General features: G+C 73.3%; 13 protein-coding genes. 8 read left to right on the forward strand and 5 right to left on the reverse strand.

The features are described from left to right. Positions 1-50: 50 nt before the first annotated feature. The 3 genes from BIV03_RS16050 to BIV03_RS19225 form a co-directional block, all read right to left on the reverse strand. Entirely contained in the window at positions 51-1,919 is a 1,869-nt protein-coding gene (locus BIV03_RS16050; protein ID WP_071296409.1) for a hypothetical protein, read from the reverse strand. A 77-nt stretch (positions 1,920-1,996) separates the two neighbouring features. Then, on the reverse strand, positions 1,997-3,904 hold the full coding sequence (locus tag BIV03_RS16055) for a hypothetical protein (protein WP_071296410.1): 1,908 nt from the start codon (positions 3,902-3,904) through the stop codon (positions 1,997-1,999). A 203-nt stretch (positions 3,905-4,107) separates the two neighbouring features. Continuing rightward, positions 4,108-5,394 carry an O-antigen ligase family protein gene (locus BIV03_RS19225; RefSeq protein WP_139202026.1) on the reverse strand — a complete coding sequence of 429 codons (1,287 nt, stop codon included), beginning with the start codon at positions 5,392-5,394 and terminating at the stop codon, positions 4,108-4,110. A gap of 186 nt (positions 5,395-5,580) precedes the next feature. Between BIV03_RS19225 and BIV03_RS16065 the strand changes: the two genes are divergently transcribed. Next, positions 5,581-6,972: a hypothetical protein gene (locus BIV03_RS16065; protein WP_071296411.1), complete on the forward strand. Its 1,392-nt coding sequence runs from the start codon at positions 5,581-5,583 to the stop codon at positions 6,970-6,972. 37 nt (positions 6,973-7,009) lie between these two features. On the opposite strand, the gene BIV03_RS16070 is transcribed toward BIV03_RS16065, so the two are convergent. After that, positions 7,010-8,389 carry an O-antigen ligase gene (locus BIV03_RS16070; protein WP_139202027.1) on the reverse strand — a complete coding sequence of 460 codons (1,380 nt, stop codon included), beginning with the start codon at positions 8,387-8,389 and terminating at the stop codon, positions 7,010-7,012. A gap of 51 nt (positions 8,390-8,440) precedes the next feature. Here BIV03_RS16070 and manA point away from each other — a divergent pair, with 51 nt between their 5' ends. From manA to BIV03_RS16095, 5 genes are all read left to right on the forward strand, one after another. Next, a complete protein-coding gene (manA, locus tag BIV03_RS16075) occupies positions 8,441-9,649 on the forward strand; it encodes a mannose-6-phosphate isomerase, class I (RefSeq protein WP_071296413.1) in 1,209 nt (402 codons plus the stop codon). Positions 9,650-9,702: 53 nt separating this feature from the next. Next, the gene (gene galE, locus BIV03_RS16080; RefSeq protein WP_070418491.1) at positions 9,703-10,665 is read left to right on the forward strand and encodes a UDP-glucose 4-epimerase GalE; all 963 of its coding nucleotides are present in this window, start codon (positions 9,703-9,705) and stop codon (positions 10,663-10,665) included. Between the two features lie 211 nt (positions 10,666-10,876). Beyond that, positions 10,877-11,200, forward strand: a complete 324-nt coding sequence (locus BIV03_RS16085; protein ID WP_139202028.1) for a WhiB family transcriptional regulator — start codon at positions 10,877-10,879, stop codon at positions 11,198-11,200. Between the two features lie 133 nt (positions 11,201-11,333). After that, positions 11,334-14,171: a glycosyltransferase family 2 protein gene (locus tag BIV03_RS16090; RefSeq protein WP_071296414.1), complete on the forward strand. Its 2,838-nt coding sequence runs from the start codon at positions 11,334-11,336 to the stop codon at positions 14,169-14,171. Beyond that, entirely contained in the window at positions 14,168-15,571 is a 1,404-nt protein-coding gene (locus tag BIV03_RS16095; protein WP_070418492.1) for a DUF5719 family protein, read from the forward strand. The genes BIV03_RS16090 and BIV03_RS16095 overlap by 4 nt, the downstream gene beginning before the upstream one ends. 16 nt (positions 15,572-15,587) lie before the next feature. Here BIV03_RS16095 and BIV03_RS16100 read toward each other — a convergent pair whose 3' ends face one another. Beyond that, positions 15,588-15,947, reverse strand: coding sequence for a metallopeptidase family protein (locus BIV03_RS16100; protein ID WP_254789530.1), 360 nt, complete (start codon positions 15,945-15,947; stop codon positions 15,588-15,590). A gap of 139 nt (positions 15,948-16,086) precedes the next feature. On the opposite strand from BIV03_RS16100, the gene BIV03_RS16105 reads away from it, so the two are divergent. Both BIV03_RS16105 and ahcY read left to right on the forward strand, forming a co-directional pair. Next, complete coding sequence (locus tag BIV03_RS16105; RefSeq protein WP_070418494.1) at positions 16,087-16,302, forward strand: DUF3499 family protein; 216 nt, start codon at positions 16,087-16,089, stop codon at positions 16,300-16,302. A gap of 103 nt (positions 16,303-16,405) precedes the next feature. Further along, the gene (ahcY, locus tag BIV03_RS16110) at positions 16,406-17,884 is read left to right on the forward strand and encodes an adenosylhomocysteinase (RefSeq protein ID WP_071296415.1); all 1,479 of its coding nucleotides are present in this window, start codon (positions 16,406-16,408) and stop codon (positions 17,882-17,884) included. Positions 17,885-18,178: the final 294 nt, after the last annotated feature.

An 18,178-nucleotide genomic window follows, 5' to 3' on the forward strand; every position in this document is an offset into this window, starting at 1 on the left:
GGCGCGGTGCCAGCTGGCACCGCGCCTCCAGTCCGTGAAGGGGATGCGGCTCAGACGCAGCTCACGTTGTAGTCCTGGTTCCCCACGACGTACTGGGCCATCCGCACCTGGCTGCCCGCGGTGAGGCCGCCGGCCGAGCACGCCTTCTGCGCCGCCGCGACGCCGTCGTTGCCCACCGCGATCCAGCTCGGCAGCCCGCGGAGCGTCGAGGTCGACGGGACGGTCCCCACGATCTGCCCGAACTGGTACCCCGTCGAGTAGATGCCGATCGTCGAGACGCCCGCGGCCTTGAGCGCGGCGACCATGCCCTCGATGTCGGCGCGGTTCTGCGTCTGGTAGTCCTTCGCGTCGGAGGCCCCGAGCCACGAGAGGCCCGTCTCGACGTCGATCCACCAGCGGTACGACGAGGGATTCGGGACGCCGCGGGTGTTCGCGGCCTCGTACGCACGGGTGTAGCCGTACATGTACGAGCAGGCGCTGGTGTACGCCTTCGCCGTGCACGTGCCGTACGGGTTGGACACGGTCGTGCCCGACGGGTCCCGGTTGGACGACGGCCAGACCGAGGCGGCCTTGCCGGGGTTCGCGGCGAGGGCGTAGAGCTGCGCCTTCGGCTGCGACGTGCCCCCGGCCGACCCCGCGGCCCACGCGAGCTGCGGGGTCAGGTACTGGTTGTCCTGGTTCGGCAGCGAGCCGTTCACGCCGACGACGCCGAACGCCTGGTTCGACGGGTAGTTCGACGAGGACCCGCCCTGCGGCCACGAGACGTCGGCCCCGAAGCCGGAACCGCTCGACCCGTCGAGGAAGTACCCCGCGACGTCGAGGTGCAGCTGTGCGGAGCCCTTCGACACCTTCGCCTGCACCCGGCGGTCGACGCTCGACCCGGTGACCTTCGCGACGACGAGGTTCGCGACCGAGGTGCCAGCGTCGAACACCTGCGTCGCGACCTGGGGGTCCTGGCCCGCGGGCGTGACGCGGAGGTACGCGGCCGTGGTGGGCTTCGTCGTCTCGGCGTTCGCGACGACGGCCGTGGCGGTCCCGGGGACGCCCGCGACACCGGACAGTCGGATGGTCCCCGCGGTGGCGGACACCGAGCCGGCGAACGCACGGGTGGTGTCGATCGGGACGAACACCGAACCGGTGGACGAGTTCGAGTAGTAGCCGGCGACGTCCATGTAGACCGTGCCCGAGCCCTTCGAGAGCTTCACCTGGGCGGCACCGTCGTCGGAGAGCTTCACGATCGCGAGGTTCGACAGCGCCTGACCGGCCGAGTAGAGCTGCGTCACGACGGAGGGGTCCTGCCCGGCCGTGGTGACGCGGACGTACCCGGCGACCGTCGGGTTGCTGACCTGCACGTTCACGGCGACGGCGGTCGCGTCGGCCGGGATCCCGGCGCGGCCGGCGAGGGGCACCTGCGTCGGCGTGGTGCCCACCGTGGCGCCGAACACCCGCGCGGCGTCGAGCGGGGTGTAGGTGGCACCGGAGCCGTCGGCGTAGTACCCGGCGACGTCGAAGTACCCGCTCGCCGTGCCCTTCGAGAGCTTCGCCTGGATCGAGCCGTTCACGAGCCGCACGGTGACGAGGTTCGCGATCGTCTGCCCGGCGGCGAAGTCCTGCGTCGCGACGGTGGCGTCCTTGCCCGCCGGGGTGACGCGGACGTAGCCGGCCGCGGTGGGCTTGGCGACCTCGACGTTGACGACGACGGCCGTGGCGTTCGCGGGGACCCCTGCGTTCCCGGCGATCTTCACCACCTTCGGCGACGTCGTCAGGGCGCCGGACCAGACGCGGGTCGTGTCGATCGGCGTGTACCGGCCGGTCGTCGGGGCCGCGGCCTGCGCGGTCGAGACCGGTGCGACGACGGCGACGGCGGTGGCGACGAGCGCGGTGGTCAGGGCGAGTGCGAGGCGTCGGTGCAGGCGCATGTGGTTCTTCCCCAGGTTCGTGGACCGCCCCCTGACGGTCTCCGGCAGTCTAGGTGCACGATGCAACGGATCGGGAGTCAGCGGCAGGCGACGACCGTGTGTGCCTCGTCGGACGCCGAGACGATCGGCCCGCCGAACAGCGAGGTGTTCCGGCAGTCCTGGTGGAGCCCCGTGAGGTCGTGCGGGTTGATCAGCGACGTCTCCATGCCGTGCAGGGGACTGGTCGCGGGCACGGTCCCGAACAGCAGCCGTGCGACCGACGGTGCGGTGCGGACGCCCACCGGCACGCCGAGCGACCCGAGGTACGCGGCGGCTCCCTCGACGAAGGCCGTGTCGTCGGCGACCGAGAAGTCTGCGAAGTCGCTCTCCACGGACAACCACCAGCGGTGGCCGGCGGGGTCCGGGAGCCCGTGGTTCTGGGCGGCGTCCCATGCCTGCCAGTAGCCGAGGACGTACGAGCACGCCGGGTCCTGGGCTCCGGTGCACGTGCCGTAGGGATTTCCGGCGACGACCGGACCGCCGTTCGGGGTCTGGTCGGACAGCGGCCACGGGCGGGCGCGGGCGCCGGCGGGGGACGCCGCAGCGGTCGACGCGCCCCAGTTGAAGAGGGTGACGGCGTACTGCACGGCCTCCTGGTTCGTCGTGCCGGTGCCGGACGTCGCGACGGCGAGCGCTGCGGGACACAGGGCGTACGTGTTCGTCCGCGGGGCCATCCGGAGGATCGTGAACTGCGGACGCGCGTACGACGACGGGTCGGAGGTCGGCCCGCCGGTGCAGTCCTCCCCGTTGACGACGACGCCCGTCCCGACACCGGTCCGACGGTCGACGAAGTAGCCGGTGACGTCGACGTGCACCACGGCGGTTCCGCGCGACACCGAGACCTGCGCGGTGCTCGCCAGGTCCCCGATCGTGGCGGCCGTGAGCACCGCACCGGCGATCGACTGCCCGGCGCCGAACTCCTGCGTGGCGACCTGGGCATCGGTGCCGGCCGGCGTGACACGGACGTACCCGGGTGCCGACGGTCGGGTGACCTCGACGGACCCGGTGACGGCCCGCACGGCCGTCGGGAGGGCGGCGCGTCCGCTCACCGGTGTGGCCACGGGGGTCTGTCCGACGGTGGTGGCGAGCACTCGGGTCGGTGCGACGGGGACGAAGACCGCGTCGTCGTCGCCGTTGCGGTAGTAGCCGGAGACGTCGAGGAAGACGTGCGCCCGGCCGGCGGAGAGCCGCACCTGTGCGGAACCGGAGCGGAGCTTCACGACCTGCAGGTTCGACACGGTGCGTCCGGGAGTGAACTCCTGGGCGGCGACCTGGGCGTCGCGGCCGTACGGGGTCACCCGGACGTAGCCCGTCGCGGTCGGGGCGGACACCTCGGCCGTGAGGACGACCGCTGCCGCGTCGGCCGGGATCCCGTGCGTGCCTGCGAGCGGCACCCGGACGGGTGCGGTGCCGACGGCCGCCGAGAACGCGCGGGTGGGCGGTGTGGGCGTGAACGTCGTCGTGCCGTCCGCGTCGTACGTGCCCGCGAGGTCGACGTACACGCGGGCCGACCCGGCCGAGGTCTTCAGCGTGATCGTCGAGCCGGAGCCGCCGACGGTGACGAGTGAGGAGATGGTCTGGTGTGCGGCGAAGTCCTGGGTCACGACCGACGTGCCGCTCCCGTACCGCGGCGTCACGCGGAGGTACCCGGCGTGCGACGGGTCGGCGACCTCGACGTTCAGGACCAGGCCACCGATGCCGGTGCCGACGGGGAGACCAGGATCGAGCTCGATGTTCCGGGCCGTGGTGCCGATCGTCCCCGACCAGATCCGACGGGTGTCGGCGGGCGAGTACCGCCACCCGTGCGGCTGCACGTCGCCGGGGTCCGCGGTGGTGGCCGACGCGGTCGGTGCAGGGGTCGCCGAGGCTGCTGCGGGGACCGCGACCGCTCCCGCGAGGAAGACCGCCGCGGCGGCCAGGACGGTGATCAGACGGCGCGACGGCACGGTTCCCCCTCGGAGCTCGCCGACGGGACCGCCGGGCGGCGCCCGCTCGGGCGCCTTGGAATCGTATTGGCGCCCGCAGCGTCCCAGCCTGTGGTTCCGCTCAGGGATGCGGCCCGTGTTCGGGGGAGGCGACCGCCTGGAGGCGCGGCTGGCGCTGTCAGGGCGGGTCGCGCCTCCTGGACCCGCCGGCCGCGCCGGATCCGTCAGCCGCGCGGCAGGTGCCGCCGCCACGACCGCCGCCGCGCGGCGATCACGAGCACGGCGACGAACACCATCAGCCCGGCCCCGTGCAGCAGGTAGCTCTCCGCCGCACTCGTGACGCCCAGCAGCACCAGCACCGCCGCCGGCCACACGTAGGCGACCCCCGGGAACGTCGTCGCCGTGACCCACGCCCGCGCGAACGCGAGCAGCGCCGTCACGGCGAGGATGATCGTGCCCGCGAGCCCGATCTGCAGCCACGCGTCGACGAACGCGTTGAGGCCCGACGTGAACCGCTGCCCGGCCGGGTCGATGAACGTCACGTAGGGCACCACGGCCTCGTGCGGCCACGTGCCGACCCAGCCCCAGCCCTGGATGGGGAACTGGCTCACGAACACGCGGATCTGCGCCCAGAGGTCCACCCGGGTCGCCGTGCCCCCGGCCGCCCCGATCTCGGCGAGGACCCGGTGCCGGGCGACGATGCCGAGGCCGATCATGAGCAGGACCGCCCCGCCGAGCACGCCGTTCACCACCGGCCGGGTCGTCGGTCGGGCGTGCCGGAGCGACCACAGCGCGAGGGCGGTCACGGCCAGGGCGATCATCGCGAGCCCGGTGATGGGGGACTGCACGAGCATCAGGGCGATGACGGCGAGGGTGGTCGAGCCGATCGCACGCCACATCGTGACCGAGCGGGTGAGGAACTCCACCACGAACGTCACCAGCGCCATCGCGGCGATGAACCCCATGAAGTTCCGGGTCCCGCCGATGCCCTGGATCGGGCCGCCGTACGCGATGTTGCCCTGGATGCCGAACGCCGGGATCGGGGTGTCGAGGACGAGGCCGGACAGGACCTCGAGGCCGAGCGCGACCACCAGCAGGATCCGGAAGGCGTCGCCGGACGCCCGGATGACCTGCACCAGGTCGCGGCCGAGCGCGAGGTAGAGCCCGAGCCCGATGAAGCAGACCGTGCCGACCAGCCCCCGGAGCGCCACCCACGAGTACTCGCTCCAGAGGACGCTCAACGCGCAGTACCCGACGAACGCCAGGAGCGAGAGGGGGAGCACCCCGTGCCACTCGATCCGGTACCGCTGCCCGAGCAGGCTCAGGCCGGCGAGGACGAACAGCGTGACGAGCACGGCCCACACACCGGCACGACCGACGAGCGCGGTCACCGTGGGCTGCGCGAACGCGAAGAGCACGATCACGGTCGCGAGTGCCTGGCTGAACCGGCCGCCCGCGGAGAACCCGATCCACGCCGACAGGTACCGTCGCGCGAGCACGCGTCTGGTCACCCGGCCGTCCGTCACCTCACCATCTTGGCCCATCCGGCCTCGTCGGCAGGTGGACGCCCCGGCGTCGCGCCCTGCACCGAGCCGGCGGCGGCCTCGATCGGCGTGCCCCGGACGTCCGCGACACGACGGCTGCACCCCCGCGCGGATATCCACGATCCGCGATGTCGGCGGTACGATCGCCGCACCATGGCGCGCGGGTGGCGGCTGTACGGCGCACCGACGGTCGCTGCGGTCTTCGGTGGGTCCGTCACGGCCGTGGCCTGGTGGCGGCTCGGCCCGGTGACCCGCGGGACGGCGTGGGCCGAGGACGGCGGGGTGTTCCTCCGCGAGCGGCTCGCACTCGGCCCCGGCGCCGTCCTGGAGCCGTACGCCGGGTACCGCCACCTCGTCCCGCGCATCGTCGTCGACCTCGCCTGGCTCCTGCCCGTCGAGCGGTACGCGGTCGCGGTGTCGGGCCTGTCCTGCCTGGTCGTCGGGGTCGTCTGCGCGCTCGTGTTCCTGCTCTCCGGTGACGTCGTCCGGCCGTGGCCGCTCCGGGTCCTGCTCGCCGCGGTCCCCGTCGTCCTGCCGCTCGCCCCCGTCGAGATCAGCGGCACCGCGGCGAACCTGCACTGGTACGTGCTCGTCCTGGTGCCGTGGCTGTACACGCACCGTGCCCGGACCTGGTGGGGAGCGGTGGCGCTCGCCGTGGTCACGGCCCTCGGCGTGCTCAGCGAGGTCCAGGCGACGCTGTTCCTCCCGCTCCTGCTGGTCGCCTGGCTCCCGCTGCGACGCACGGCCACCGGACGGGTGGACCTCCGCCCGCTGCCGGTCACCCTGGCGGCGGTCGTCGGCAGCGCGGTGCAGGTCGCGACGGCGCTCACGGACCCGCGAACGTCCCGCCCGGGCGAGCCGCGCGCCTCCGATGTGCTCGCCGGGTACCTGCTGCAGCCGCTCGGGGGCGCGTGGGACCGTCGGGTCGGTGTCGTGGCGGAGACGGTGCACGCGCACGGGTGGGGCGTGGTCGTCCTGCCGACCGCCCTGCTGGTGGTCGTGCTCGTGACGGCCGTGGTGCTCGGCCGGGGGCGTGCGCGGTGGGTCGTGGTCGCCCTCGCCGGGGGCTCCCTGGTGGTGTGGTGGGCAGCGCTGGTGGCGAACGGGTCGGCGGTGCAGGACTGGGTGGCACTCGGGCCGGCCGCGCTGGCGGTGGGACCGCAGCGGTACGCGGCAGCGTCCGGGCTGCTGCTCGTGTCGGGAGCGGTGGTGGCGGCGTCCGTGGTCATCGGGTCGGTGGGAGTGCCGGGAGGCGCGGGTCGGCCCGGTGCGGGTCGGTCCGGTCCGACAGTCGGCCGGTCGGCGACCGCGGGCCGGCTGGTCGCGGTCGTGCTCGCGTGGTGCGTGGTCGCCGCGGTGGTCGTCGCCGCCGCCTGGAACGCCGCTCCGGGGACGACCCGGCGGAGCGCCGGCCCGGTCTGGTCCGCGCAGGTCCCCGCGGCCGCCGAGGCCTGTCGCGCCGACCCGACGCTGCCGTCCGTCGTGCTCCGGACCGCGCCGTGGCGGGCCGCGGTGCCGTGCGACCGCCTGGTCGAGCGGCCGTGACGACGGGACCGGTGTCGGGGGCCGGGGCGGGCTCGGGTCAGCGGCGCGCGGGCGTCCGGAACTCGCGGCGGGCCGGGGGCGTGCGGGGACCGTCACCGGCGGACACGGGCTCCTCGCCGACGAGCACGATCCGGGTCTTGATCGCGATGAGGGCGAACAGGACCCAGTTGCCCTGGTAGAGCAGTCGTGACTCGGCGACCGACTGCACGAGCAGCGCCACGACGACGAGCAGCGGCAGGAGCGACACCGGGTCGAACGGACGGGGGGAGAGCGATGCGTCGTAGCCGATCCGGGTGGCCGAGGCCCACGACCGGCTGAGGGTCGTGACCACGTAGACCACGAAGATCGCCAGTCCGATGACACCGGTCTGCATCCACACGTCGAGGTAGGCGTCGTGCGCCTGCAGGTAGGTCACGCCCTTGCGGTGCGCGAGGTCCGCGAGGGTCGGGATGCCCGGCCACCAGTAGCCGATCCAGCCCCAGCCGACGACGGTGTGCTCCTGGATGAGCCCGATGACCCGCTCCCAGATCACGCCGCGGCCGGTCGCGTCCGAACCCTTGCCGAGCAGCTCGGACACCTGGCCGCGGGCGAGGAACCCGAGCACGGCGACGACCACGGCCCCGACGGCGACGGCGAGGTAGCGAGGTGTCCGTCGTTCGGTCGGGACCCGGCGGATCCAGAGTGCGACGGCGAGCGCGACGAGGACGACGAGCCCGGCGGCCAGCACGGTCGAGGAGCGGGTGAGTGCGAGGACGACGAGGGCCACGACGGTCCAGCCGATCGCGCGGTTGCGTCGGAGTCGCCCCTCGGCGTACTGGACGGCGACGGCGATCACGGCGAGGAGCGCGACCATCGCGAGCAGGTTCGCGTTGCCGGGGAGACCCTGGATGCGCCCGCCGGTGAAGAGCTCGGCGCGTGAGAAGTAGAAGGCGTCCGGGATCTTCCGGTCGCCGTAGTCCGTCCACGCCGGTGCGATCGGGTGCCGGAGGACGACCGCGACGAAGGCCTCGAAGAGCAGCGACCCCATCAGGACCCAGCGCAGCGCGAGGCTCAGCGCGTCGGTGATCCGCCGCCACGTCAGGGTCGAGGCGATCGCGAAGGCCGCGCCCGCGCAGATCACCTGGACCGCGAGGCTCGAGATCGTCGCGAACCGCCAGTGCGACCACACCACGGACACCAGGCACCAGGCGAGGAAGAGCCAGAGCGCACGCGGTGTCCGGGTGAGCGGCGGGCGGGCCCGGACGATGATCGTCGTGGCCCAGACCCCGGCGGCCGCCCAGAGCAGTCCGGCGCCGACCCACGTGAGCGTGTTCGGCACGGCGTCGCCGGCGAAGAGCACGAACAGGATCGTCGCGCCGAATGCGAACGCCTCGCGCTCGGGCACGGATCCGCGCGCCAACGGCCAGGTGTTCGTCACGACGCCAGGGTACCCGGGGAGCGCACGTCGACCGCCGATAGGCTCGTGCGCATGTTCCTCGGCATCACGAACACGCCCCGCGACTACGCCTGGGGATCCGTCACGGCCATCCCCGAGCTCCTCGGCCGGACCGTCACCGGCGCACCGCAGGCCGAACTCTGGCTCGGCGCGCACCCGGGCAGCCCGAGCGTCGTCGTGAACCCGGCGATGGTCGGCGGCGCGGACACGCTGCTCGACTGGATCACCGCGGAGCCCCGGGACGCCCTCGGACCGGACCGCACGGGGCTCCCGTTCCTGCTGAAGGTCCTCGCGGCCGCCGCCCCGCTCTCGCTGCAGGCGCACCCGACACCCGAGCAGGCGCGCGAGGGGTTCGAGCGCGAGGAAGCGGCGGGTGTCCCGATCGACGACCCGGCCCGCAACTACAAGGACCCGTTCCCGAAGCCCGAGCTCGTCGTGGCGCTCAGCGAACGCTTCGAGGCGCTGAGCGGCTTCCGCCCGGTGGCCGAGACGCTCGCCGACGTCGAGGCGCTCGACGCCGGGTCCGGTCGGCTCGGCCCGCTGGTCGTGCACCTGCAGCACGGGCTCGAGGACACGGTGCGGTGGCTCGAGACCGGCGACTCCTCGGCGCAGGCCGTCGTGCAGGCCGTGAGCGACCTCGCTGCTGCGCTCCCCGACGACGCCGTCACCCCGAACACCGCGACCGTGCGCGACCTCGGCACGAGCTACCCGGGCGACCCCGGCATCGTGGTCTCCCTGCTCATGCACCGCGTGACGCTCGCCGCGGGTGAGGCGATGTACCTGCCCGCCGGCAACATCCACGCCTACCTCGACGGGCTCGGCATCGAGCTCATGGCCCCCTCCGACAACGTCCTGCGCGGCGGGCTCACGCCGAAGCACGTCGACGTCCCGGAGCTGCTGCACGTCCTCGACTTCACCGCGTACCCGGCACCCGTCCTGACCCCCGAGCCGATCGCCGCCGGCGTCGAGCGCTTCGCGCCGGACGGCGTCGGGTTCGCGCTGCTCCGCGTCACGGGGGACGGACGCCCGGTCGGCCTGGCCTCCGGCGGGGTCGCGCCGCTGCACGGCCCCTCGATCGCGATCTGCACGGCGGGCGCGGTGACGCTCGTCGGGGCGCAGTCCGCGACGCTGCTGCGCCAGGGGGAGTCCTGCTACATCACCCCCGACGAGGGCGACGTCACGGTCGAGGCCGACAACGGCAGCGGTCTGGCGTCCACGGTCTTCATCGCGACGGGTGCGTGAACCCGCAGCGCGTGGCGGTCTGACGCCGCGCCGGTTCCGCTAGCGTGGCCAGCATGAGTTGGCTGGTCACCGGCGGCGCCGGGTACATCGGGTCCCACGTCGTCCGAGCACTGCGTGCGGCGGGCATCGACACCGTCGCGTTCGACGACCTCTCGAGCGGCTTCCGGGCGTTCGTGCCCGAGGACGTGCCGTTCGTCGAGGGCACGATCCTCGACGGCGAGCTGGTGGCCCGGACGCTGCGTGAGCACGCCGTCACCGGTGTGGTGCACGTCGCGGGGTTCAAGTACGCGGGGGTGTCGGTCGAGCGACCGCTGCACACCTACGAGCAGAACGTCACCGGCATGGCGACGCTCCTCCGGGCGATGGCGGAGAACGGCGTCACCAAGGCGGTGTTCTCGTCGAGCGCCGCCGTCTACGGCACGCCGGACGTCGACACCGTGGTCGAGGACACCCCGAAGGCGCCGGAGTCGCCCTACGGCGAGTCGAAGCTCATCGGCGAGTGGCTGCTGCGCGACATGGAGGTCGCCGCGGGCTTCACCACGACGTCGCTGCGCTACTTCAACGTCGTCGGGTCGGGGGAGCCGGACCTGTACGACGCCAGCCCGCACAACCTCTTCCCGCTCGTCTTCGACGCCCTGCTGGCCGGTCGCACGCCGCGGATCAACGGCGACGACTACGCCACGCCCGACGGCACCTGCGTGCGGGACTACATCCACGTCGCCGACCTCGCGCACTCGCACGCGGTCGCCGCGCAGAAGCTCGAGGCGGGCCAGACCCTCGAGCGCGCGTACAACCTCGGCAGCGGCGACGGGGTCAGCGTCCGGCAGATCATGGACGCCATGGCGAAGGGCACCGGCATCGCGTTCGAGCCCGAGATCGCGCCGCGACGCGCCGGTGACCCCGCGCGGATCGTCGCGACGGGCGAAGCGGCTGCGCGTGACCTCGACTGGGCGATGCGCCACACGCTCGACGAGATGGTCACGAGCGCCTGGGAAGCCCGGCGCCGCATCGGCTGACGGGCCGTCGCGGCCGGCTGAGGGGGCGTCAGTTGTCCCCCGAAACCCCGACAGACCGGCCGCGACACGCCCGTACGGGGGACATGACACGCCGGAACCGTCAGTGCCTTCTATGATCCGCGACTTGACTCTCGCGAATGACACCGCTGTAATTACAGGCAACGACAGCGATCGTTGTGGTCCCGTTATCGAGACGTCAGGGGTGATCAGGGTGAACGGTTCCGACTTCCACGCCGGAGTACCGGAGGACTGGCACGTCGACCCCGTGTCGCTCGGCGTCCCGGGTGTCCGGCGTCCGGAGACCGACGACGAGGAGAACCCGCTCGCCTGGCAGGTGGACTCGCTCTGCGCGCAGACCGACCCCGAGGCGTTCTTCCCCGAGAAGGGCGGCTCGACGCGCGAGGCCAAGAAGATCTGCACCTCGTGCGAGGTCCGGGCGCAGTGCCTCGACTACGCGCTCGAGAACGACGAGCGCTTCGGCATCTGGGGCGGCCTGTCCGAGCGCGAGCGCCGCAAGCTGCGAAAGCGCGCCTGAGCGCGCACCTGGCCAGTCCAGGAGGCACGGTGCGCGTCCGACGCGCACCGGTCGTTGATGGCTCCCACAGGTTCACGGCGCGCCGCCGTCCGCAGGCCGAGCCGCGCCTCCAGACCGTAGAGTGACGCCCGTCATGCAGCCCAGAGTCACCGCGATCCTCGTCGCCGCCAACGGGGCGGACCACCTCGACCGGACCCTGGACGCGCTCGCCGCCCAGACCCGTCACCCCGAGAACCTCGTCGTCGTCGACCTCGGGTCGACCGACGGTTCGACCACCGACCTCTCGTTCGGCGGCTCCGCCGAACTCCTGCGCCTGCCCGCCGGTCGCCCCTTCGGCGAGGCGGTCGCCCGCGGCGAACGCGAGGCCCCGCCCGCGGTCGCGGACGAACCCGTCGACGAGTGGCTCTGGCTGCTCGGCCACGACAACGCGCCGGCGCCCACCGCCCTCGCCGACCTCCTGTCCGCGGTCGAGATCGCGCCGAGCGTGGTCGTCGCGGGGCCGAAGCTCGTCGACGTCGACGACCCGTCGCGGCTCCGGGCGTTCGGCGAGAGCATGACCCGCTTCGGCCGGTCGATCGTCCTCGTGCAGGACGAGCTCGACCAGGGCCAGCACGACCGGAACACCGACGTGATGGCGGTCGCCGCCGGCGGGATGCTCGTCCGACGCTCGGTGTGGAACGAACTCGGCGGCTTCGACCCCGCCCTGCCGAACGTGGACGCCGCGCTCGACTTCTGCGTGCGCGTGCGCCTCGCCGGACACCGGGTCGCCGTCGTGCCCGAGGCCCGCGTGACGAGCGCCGGACCCATCGAGGAGTTCGGGCGCAAGCGGGTCTCCGAGGGGCGGCGCGTCCGGATGCACCGGCAGGCGCAGCTGCACCGCCGGATGACCTACGCGTCCGCCGGGGTCCTCTGGATCCACTGGCTCACGCTCGTGCCGTTCGCGATCGGCCGCGCGGTCGGGCACCTCGTCGCCAAGCACCCGGCCGCGGTCGGGGCCGAGCTCGCCGCGGCGTTCTCGGTCGCCTTCGGCGGCGGCACCGGACGCTCGCGCCGGGTCCTCGCACGCGGCAAGAAGCTCGGGTGGGCGGCGGTCGAGCCGCTCCGCGTCAGCTGGCGCCGGGTGCACGAACGGCGGACCACGTCGCGCGACGTCGAGCTCGCCCGGGTCGAGGACGCACCGATCGCCCGGGCGTCGTTCCTCGGCGACGGCGGCATCTGGGTCGTCCTCGCCGCGGCGGTCCTGAGCGTCGTGACCCTGTACCCGTTGCTCGGCTCGCCGGCGCTGACCGGCGGCGGGCTCCTGCCGCTGAGCACCGACGTCGCCCGGCTGTGGCAGAACGTCGGCTACGGCTGGCACTCGATCGGCACCGGGTTCACGGGGCCGAGCGACCCGTTCGCCGCGGTCGTCGCCGTGCTCGGCTCGATCACGTTCTGGTCGCCGTCGACCTCGGTCGTGCTCGTGATGCTCGTCGCTTTCCCGCTCGCCGCGCTCGGCGCCTGGTTCGCGGTGCGGAAGCTGACGACCCGCACCTGGGTCCCGGTGATCGGCGCGGCGCTGTACACGATCGCCCCGACGCTCGTCGGTGCCGTCACGAGCGGGCACCTCGGCGCCGTGATCGCGCACGTCCTCCTGCCCTGGCTGTTCCTCGCCGTGCTCGAGGCGCACCGCTCGTGGGCCTGGGCCTCGGGCGCGTCCCTGCTCTTCGCCGTCATCGCAGCCTCGGCGCCGTCGCTGGTGCCGGTGCTGCTGCTCGGCTGGCTCGTGTCGCTCGCCGTCGGGTGGCGTCGTGCGCACCGTCGGGTGTTCATCCCGGTGCCGGCAGCCGTGCTCTTCCTGCCGCTCGTGCTCGCGCAGGTCGCCCGCGGCAACGTGCTCGCCGTCTTCGCGGACCCGGGCGTGCCCTCGGCCACCCGCGCACCCTCGGCCTTCCAGCTCGCCATCGGCCAGCCGGTGCCGGACTGGAGCGGCTGGCTGCCCACCACGTCCGGGCTCGCGCTCGCCGCCTGGATCCTGCCGGTCCTCATGGCGGTGCTCGCGCTCCCGGTGGCCGTCGCCGCCATCGGTGCGATGCTGGGCCACCGCTGGGCCGTCGCGGGAGCCACGCTCCTCATCGCGTTGGCCGGCTTCGCCACCGCGTTCGCCGCCACCCACGTCACCGTCACCGGGGTCGGGTCCACGACCACGATCATCTGGCCGGGCAGCGGGCTGAGCGTGTACTGGTTCGGCATCGTCGCCGCCGCCTGCATCGGGATCGACGTGCTGCCGCGGACCGCCCCGGTCGCGGGACTCGTGACGACCGTGGTCGCCGCCGTCACCGTGGCACCGGCGTTCGGGGCGTTCTACCTCGGCAACGCGGTGATCCAGCCGACCTCCGGCCGGGTGCTCAGCGCCTACGTGAACGCCGAGGCGCAGGCCAACCCCGACGTCGGCACGCTCGTCGTCGACCCGCAGGACGACGGCTCGCTCGCGGTGTCGCTCGAACGCGGTCAGGGTTCGACGCTCGACGACCAGACCACCCTCGACTCGACGGCACTCACGCTCAGCCGGTCCGGTGCGCAGCTCGCGACCCTCGCCGGCAACCTGGCGAGCCGGAGCGGGTACGACCCCGAGCCCGCACTGCGGCAGCTCGGCGTGAGCTTCGTCCTGCTCGACGACGCCCCCGACGGTTCCTCCGCGCAGGCGGTCCACGACCGTGCAGCCGGGGCGATCGGTCAGAACGCGCTGTTCACGAGCATCGGTGAGACGACGAGCGGCCAGCTGTTCCACTACGAGGGCGACGTCGACCGCCCGTCCACCGGGTCGGCCGGGGCACAGGCGACGCACGTGCTCTACCTCGTGGTCCTCGGGGTCGTGTTCGGCGCCGCGGCCCTGCTGGCGGTGCCCACCGCGCCCCGTCGACGCCGTGCCACCTCGAACGTCATCGAGGCCGAGGAACCCGCCACCACCTTCGACGAGGAGCGCGACGAATGAGCCGTACCCCCGCCTCCGTCCGCCGCTGGGTCGTCCGCGGCACGGCGACCGCGATCGCCGTCGTGGTCGCCGCCGGAGCCGTCACCGCGGCGCACGCCCTCGGCACCGACACCGACCCGGGTCGTCCCGCGGGCAAGACGGTGACACCCGTCCCGGCCGACGCCGAGCGCGTCTGCGCGGGCAACGCGCTCCGGCTCTCGGACGACGCCGGCAACGACGCGACGAAGGCGAGCACCGTCGGCTCGGCCACCGTCGCCACCGCGACCACCGGGTCGAGCGTCGAGCGCTCCGGCCTCGACGACTCCGCGACCGGCGGGAGCAAGCCGCGCCTCCTGACCGCTCCGGCGGGGGACACCACCCCGCAGGTCGCCGGCAGCAGCTACCAGAGCGTCGCGAGCGGGGACGTCGTCGGCGTCGGTGCCGCGTCGTGCGACGACCCGAGCCAGTCCACCTGGCTGGTCGGCGGGTCCACCGAGACCGGCCGTACGAGCCTCGTCACGCTGTCGAACCCGACCGACGTGAACGCGACCGTCGACCTGTCGATCTACGACGGTTCCGGCACGGTCAGCGCTCCCGGCACGACCGGCATCGTCGTCGCGCCGAACACCCAGAAGGTCGTCCCGCTGTCCGGGTTCGTCTCCGACCAGGGCTCGACCGTCGTGCACGTCGAGTCCTCCGGCGGCCAGATCGTCGCCCACATGCAGGAGTCCATCGTCCGCACCCTCACCCCCGGTGGGTTCGACATCATCTCCGGCGGTGCGGCGCCCTCGACGTCGCAGATCATCCCGGGCGTGGTCCTCGACGGTGCCCAAGAGGCCCAGCGCGGCGACGACACGGCCGACGCCGCGCCGATCGTCCGGCTGTTCGTGCCCGGCACGAAGGCGGCCCGCGTGACCCTCGGCATCACCACCGCCGACGGGGGCGGGTCCACCGTGAACGCCACCGCCGAGCCCGGTGTCGTCACCGACGTCACGCTCGACGACTTCCCGGACGGTCGCTACGCCTTCACCGTCACGTCGACCGAGCCGCTCGTCGCCGGCGCCCGCACGACCACGCCCACCTACGACGGACGCACGGACGTCGGGTGGTTCGCCTCCGCCGACCCGCTCGGCGAGTCCACCATCACGGCGGTCGCGCCCGGTGAGAACCAGCGCCTCACGCTCGTCAACCCGACGCGCTCCGACGCCGACGTCACGATCCGCTCCGGCGACGAGACGCAGGACGTGCAGGTCGTCGCCGGTGGTGTGCGCACCGTGGTCGTCCCGGTCGCGAAGCAGCTCGAGCTGCAGGGGACCGAGGGGCTCGTCGCCGGGGTGACCTACATGGGCGACGACGGCATCGCCGGCTTCCCGGTGCGGGCGGCGACCGAGGTCTCGACGCCGGTCCGGGTCTACCCCTGAGCCGTGGCGCGCTGCGTCACCAGTGGCGGTAGCGGTCCGGCGCCAGGTCCCAGGGGTCCTTGTCGATCAGCTCGCCCACGGCGCGGAACACCGCGGTCTCGATGATGATGCGCTTGTCGGTGTCGTCCTTCTCGGGACTGCGGGTGACCCGCTCCACCGGGACGCGGAACACGGTCACGCGGCGCTGCTCGCGGTCCACACGCCACCGGGGCATGTGGTCCGGCAGGGTCGAGTCCGTCGGCATGTCCGCGACCTGGAACACGACGCCCTCGAGCTCGGCCGGCCAGAGCCCGAGCAGGTAGTGCGCGGTGTCGCCGACGATGCGGTCGAACGTCTCGGCGCGGGTGATGATCGGCGCGAGGTCCGGACCGGTCACGCTGGACCGTCCGCCGCGTCCGTGCCGGGACCGACCGCGGCCCCGGTCGACGGGTGTGACGAGACGAGTCCTGCGACGCATCCCCACATCGTACGCGGCGCGGGCGGTGCCGCCCTGCTCCGATAGGGTCGGTGGCGGTATGGACGTGAGGATCTGCAGCAAGGTCGCCTGTGGCGCGAGCGCCTCGGCGACCCTGACGTACGACTACGGGGACTCCATGGTCGTCGTCGGCCCCCTCTCCACCCGCGTCGAGCCCCACGGCTACGACCTCTGCGCCCGCCACGCGGCGCAGCTGCGCGTCCCGCGCGGGTGGCAGGTGGTGCGGCGCGAGCCGCTCCGTCGCGACGCGGACTGACGCGGTCGGGTCCGGTCCTCCACAGGGGGATCCCAGGAGGCGCGGCTCACGGCACCGACGTCGGCTGACGACCCGCGCCTCCCGGCGTGGAAGACTGGGCCGCATGCCCACCGAAGCCCGTACCGCAGCACCGTTCCGCGTCGCCGACCTCGCCCTCGCCGAGGCGGGGCGCCACCAGATCCGCCTCGCCGAGAACGAGATGCCGGGGCTCATGTCCCTGCGCGAGGAGTTCGGCGCGTCGCAGCCGCTCGCCGGCGCGCGCATCGCGGGTTCGCTGCACATGACGGTGCAGACGGCCGTCCTCATCGAGACGCTCGTCGCGCTCGGTGCGCAGGTCCGGTGGGCGAGCTGCAACATCTTCTCCACGCAGGACGAAGCCGCCGCTGCCATCGCCGTCGGCCCGACCGGCACGCCTGAGTCGCCGGCCGGCGTCCCCGTGTTCGCGTGGAAGGGCGAGACGCTCGAGGAGTACTGGTGGTGCACCAGCCGGATCTTCGACTGGTCGGCCGAGGCCGCAGCCGCCTCCGCCGACTGGATCGGCCCGAACCTCATCCTCGACGACGGCGGCGACGCCACGATGCTCGTGCACACCGGCGCCGATGCCGAAGCCGCCGGCCGTGTGCCCGATGCCGGGGCGGACGCGAGCACCGAGTGGAAGATCGTCCTCGACACCGTCGCCGCCTCACTGCAGGAGTCGTCGGACCGCTGGACCCGCATCGCGGCCGAGATCGAGGGCGTGACCGAGGAGACCACCACCGGCGTGCACCGCCTCTACGAGCTGTCACGCACCGGCGAGCTGAAGTTCCCGGCGATCAACGTCAACGACTCCGTCACGAAGTCGAAGTTCGACAACAAGTACGGCATCCGGCACTCGCTGCCCGACGGGCTCAACCGGGCGACCGACGTGCTGATCGGCGGCAAGGTCGCGTTCGTCGTGGGCTACGGCGACGTCGGCAAGGGGGCGGCCGAGGCGCTCCGCGGGCAGGGCGCCCGCGTGATCGTGTCCGAGGTCGACCCGATCTGCGCGCTCCAGGCCGCGATGGACGGGTACCAGGTGGCGCGCCTCGCGGACGTCGCCGACCAGGTCGACATGGTCGTCACGTGCACGGGCAACCTCGGTGTCGTCGGTGTCGACGAGATGCTCGCGCTGAAGCACCTCGCGATCGTCGCGAACGTGGGGCACTTCGACAACGAGATCGACATGGCCGGCCTCGAGTCCCTGCCGGGTGTCGAGAAGGTCGAGATCAAGCCGCAGGTGCACGAGTGGCGTCTGCCGACGGGCCGGTCGATCCTCGTGCTCTCCGAGGGGCGGCTCATGAACCTCGGCAACGCCACGGGGCACCCGTCCTTCGTGATGAGCAACTCCTTCACGAACCAGGTGCTCGCCCAGATCGAGCTGCACACCCGCCGCGCCGAGTACCCGACGGGGGTGTACGTGCTGCCGAAGCACCTCGACGAGAAGGTGGCGCGGCTGCACCTCGACGCGCTCGGGGTCGCGCTGACCGAGCTCCGGCCGGAGCAGGCGGCGTACATCGGTGTCCCGGTCGAGGGCCCCTACAAGCCCGAGCACTACCGGTACTGACGCGGCGCGCGGGCGCGCGCTGCCGTCGCGCGCTGCCGCGCCGCGGCGGGCGCGCTGCCGCACCGCACAACCAAAGTCGCCCGGAACCACGCATCCGCGCGGCTCCGCGTGCTTTTGGTTGTGCGCCGGCAGCCGCCGGCTGCCGCCCGCCGGCTGCCGGCTGCGCCGGTCGGCGCCGGCACCCGGCGCGACCGAGCGCGGCTCGCGGCCCGCGGCCCGCGGCCCGCGGCTCGCGCGCCGGTCGCCCGCGGCGCGGGCCCGGCGGCGACGAACTACGTTTCCGACGTCGAACCA

Source organism: Curtobacterium sp. MCBA15_016 (assembly GCF_001865105.1).
Lineage (GTDB): Bacteria > Actinomycetota > Actinomycetes > Actinomycetales > Microbacteriaceae > Curtobacterium.